5 protein-coding genes are annotated in these 3,585 nt (G+C 25.4%); all 5 read right to left on the minus strand.

The features are described 5' to 3' along the window. Window positions 1-106, minus strand: a 106-nt coding sequence (locus HNR35_RS05575) for a DUF603 domain-containing protein (protein WP_183224503.1), incomplete at its 3' end; no start/stop codon positions are given. A gap of 157 nt (window positions 107-263) precedes the next feature. Further along, window positions 264-722, minus strand: a complete 459-nt coding sequence (locus HNR35_RS05580) for a DUF643 domain-containing protein (protein ID WP_236845803.1) — start codon at window positions 720-722, stop codon at window positions 264-266. A 301-nt stretch (window positions 723-1,023) separates the two neighbouring features. Continuing rightward, window positions 1,024-1,512: a hypothetical protein gene (locus tag HNR35_RS05585; RefSeq protein ID WP_183224507.1), complete on the minus strand. Its 489-nt coding sequence runs from the start codon at window positions 1,510-1,512 to the stop codon at window positions 1,024-1,026. A 105-nt stretch (window positions 1,513-1,617) separates the two neighbouring features. Beyond that, window positions 1,618-2,145 (minus strand): exported protein A EppA, encoded by a 528-nt coding sequence (gene eppA / locus HNR35_RS05590; protein WP_183224510.1) that lies wholly within the window; start codon window positions 2,143-2,145, stop codon window positions 1,618-1,620. 113 nt (window positions 2,146-2,258) lie between these two features. Beyond that, window positions 2,259-2,612 carry a BlyB family putative holin accessory protein gene (locus HNR35_RS05595; RefSeq protein WP_183224512.1) on the minus strand — a complete coding sequence of 118 codons (354 nt, stop codon included), beginning with the start codon at window positions 2,610-2,612 and terminating at the stop codon, window positions 2,259-2,261. Between the last annotated feature and the right edge of the window lie 973 nt (window positions 2,613-3,585).

Consider the following 3,585-nt stretch of genomic DNA (forward strand, 5'->3'; position numbering starts at 1 on the left):
CATTTACTCTAGAAACTCCAAGTCTAGCTGCTATTTCTTTATCATTTAGTGAGCCTTGTCTAAAATATGCAACATAATCATCAAAAGATCTTTTAACTTTCTTCAAAAGCATTGCCCCAAAGTAACAAAGTTAACAAATTGTTACTCTAAATAGTAAAGCAATTTAACAAATTGTTAACACAAACTGATAACTTCTTTATACCTATTGACGGGTGTTTAATATTTATTGGCTTTTATTGATTTAAGAACAGTAGTTTACTAATTTATTGCATTTTGACAAACCTTGACTTTGTAAGTTTGTAAAAATATTGCACTTCATGCATAAAATTATTACTTGTGAAAATTTCCTTGTCATAGTAGTGTATGCTCATAAATAACATATCTTTAAATTCTTCAATCGCATGTAGTTGGTTTCGTTTCGATACTTTTCGTATTATCTTATAAAAAATAGAACTAACTAAAAATAAAAAATCGATGGACTTATCTTCTCCTAATTTTTCCAAACATTTTTCTACTATTCCTTCCTTGTAGCTATAATTAATCTCAACATTTTTGGAACTTCTATATTTTTCTATTAGATATCTATCTTTTAAAACCCTTTTAATAAATTCTTTTGTGGGTGGTCCTAAAGGGTCATTTATTATTTCATAAGCGATGTGTATTTCCTTTTTTGTTTCCCTATCTAAATTATCATAAAAATCTGAAACTTTATTAGCATACATATTATCTATATAATAATATAGCAAAAACATAATATCTAAACAACACCTTTTCACTTATTAACATAAACTTATAATTTCCTTACATATATATGCTAAAATTTTAGCAAAGGAGGAAATACAATAACTGCTGAAAAATGTTTAATATAAAACTTTAACCAAACATTTTAGCGAACTTAATGCTCATAAATAAAAACAAGACTATCAATTAGTCTTGTTTTCCATAATTTTTACTATTAAAAACCATTTCTTAAATGAACTGTTATTTCTAAATCAAAGTTTATGGAAATAGCGGTTCACTAATTTATTGTATTTTATACCTTTTATTTAAATCCTTAATATATACTAAAAAATTTGAGTAAAAGTCATTAAAACACTTCTTCTCAGAATTCATAATACAATTATGAAGACAATGTAACTCCATAAAAGTAAACAATCTAAATCTTTCAACTTCACTATAACGTTTTTCTTCTGGCAAATGTTCAAGCTTTTTAGGGAAACCATAAAAATGGATTAAAAATTTCATAGATGTACCATCACTATATGATTTCAACCCTTGTATGATTGTATCTATCATATTTTCCTTATAATTATAATCATAATTTGGATTTTCTATTCTTTCATCTGGATAAGTATTAAGTACTTTTATATAATTCTTATCTTTTAAGATGTCATCTAAAAATTCAATCGCTTTTTTATTATTTTTAATAACTACATCATCCAAAGAATTTCCATAAATATTAGATACAAATATAATAAAAACAAACAATATCTTGAATAATAATTTCTTCACTTTTACTCCTTGAAAAATATAACTTAAATAAGAAAACAAGACTATCAATTAGTCTTGTTTTTCATAATTTTTACTATCAAAAACCATTTACGCTATTTTTAAAACCTAATCTTTGGGCAAATCAACCAAAATTTGTTTTAAAATCTGTTTTACTGTTCTTACTTTGTCTTTATAATAAGATTCTCTAAACTTTTCTCTAGCTTTCTCTCCATATTTCTCAGCATAGTCAATTTTATCAGAATCTAGTTGTATTAAATAATCAAAAATTGAATCTGGAAGTCCATCTATAAGGCCCTTTATTCCAAAAAGCATAAAGTCTCCAAAAACACTTATTATAAATTTATTTTTTATGAGACCTCCTGTAACATCAAGAGCGTCTAAGAAAACACTTTTTTCTTTAATCCCAATTTTTCTTAAATATCCTCTAATTTCGGGAGCATTATCAGATAAAAATTTGCTTTTAGCATACTCATTTTCAAAACCATAATTATCTAGTCTTTTATTAATTAAATTAAAATCTTCTTCAGAAAAAGATTTTTTAGCTTTTGCGTTATTTTTATCTATATCTTCTTTACTCATAAAAGCATTTAAACTAAAACTAAATAAAAATATTAATAAACTTACTTTTCTCATATCCCCTCCTAACTTTATTATCTAAATTTCAACAGTATTAACTTAAATAATTAAACAGGGCTAATTGTTAGCTCTGTTTAATTAAGGTATCTTTCGGCACTATATTTCATTTTTTATTTTACATATAATCTTTCTTTTTTTTTATAAATAGGTGTTCCCTCTTCATCAAATTTCAGATCATTAGATATTTTTAAAATTTTTTCATCAGAATTAGAATTAACCGACTCAATTAAGTTATTGATTTTTTGATTTATTAAAGTTAATGTTGGGTTTAATGATCTTGATATATTGTCATTTTTTATATTTGCTTTATAGATTAATGTGTAATGGGAATACAGCTCATAAACTAAAAAGAATCCTTTATGTGCAATTTCCCCAAATTCATTTTTTAATCCAGAAAATATATCAATAAGGTTCAATATGGAAGTAAGTCCAAGCTCAAGATTCTCTTTAGATAGTTGAGGGATTGATACGAGTATACGTTCAAGATTTTCTTTAGATAGTTTCGTTGATTTTTCGTTACTTATTTCTGCTTTTTGTTTTCTATTTTCTTTTTTATTTTCCAATCTATCTTCAATTTCTTTTAATTCATGTTTAAGTTTTTCTTTATCTTTTTCATCTATTTTATCCTTTAATTCTTTAATTTGTTTTTCAATCTCTTTTAATTCTAGATCCTCAACAACGCCTTGATCTTGAGCTACTTGCCCTTGTGGTCTATCAGCTTGCATTAATTCTTTAACTTTTGAAGAAACTTCTGCTCCAGGGGTTTTTAAACCGCCAACCAACTCTTCTTTTTTTGGCTCTAATAATCCTCCAACTTTTCCTTTTGCGTTTTGTTCTGAATCTTCACCACTTGTATCATTCTTGCAAGAACTTATCAATGCAAAAACAGTACAAATAACAAACATTTTCTTATTTATTTTTTTATTCATAAGTTACTCCGTAAGGCTAAACATAACACAATCTCTAATAAATACAATTTTTTAAAGATTTAAATAATTAATTTTGTTACATTTTGAATTACAAAGTAACAAAACTCAAATGTAATTTTAACCAACTCCCAGAAATCTCTCCATTGCAAATGATGGGGTCATTACAAATGATCATAAAACACATACAAATTAAATTTCGGAGTCTTTGCTATATATCACACAAAGTATATAGTCTTTCTTGTGTGCCACCCTTAAAAACTACCACTTCTGCCCAATATAGCCACTCTACATCCTAAATTCCACATACAATGAGAAGCCTCAAAATTTGACTAAAATTTTAAGTTTTTGGTAAAATGTAAACTGCAATTTTTATATATTTTTATTACTTTTACTTAATTTAAAAGTAACACTTATAAAAAGAGGACTTTATGGACTTTAATAATTATCTTAATTTAAATAACAACAACACAGATTTTATTCTTAAACTACTAAAAGATTATCAAAAAGT

This window comes from Borreliella spielmanii, from assembly GCF_014201705.1.
GTDB lineage: Bacteria > Spirochaetota > Spirochaetia > Borreliales > Borreliaceae > Borreliella > Borreliella spielmanii.

What these genes read in the sequence shown, in the direction of transcription:
- HNR35_RS05580 (WP_236845803.1), bottom strand. Translation starts at nt 722, where the DNA reads ATGTATGCTAATAAAGTTTCAGATTTTTATGATAATTTAGATAGGGAA.
- eppA (WP_183224510.1), bottom strand. Translation starts at nt 2,145, where the DNA reads ATGAGAAAAGTAAGTTTATTAATATTTTTATTTAGTTTTAGTTTAAAT.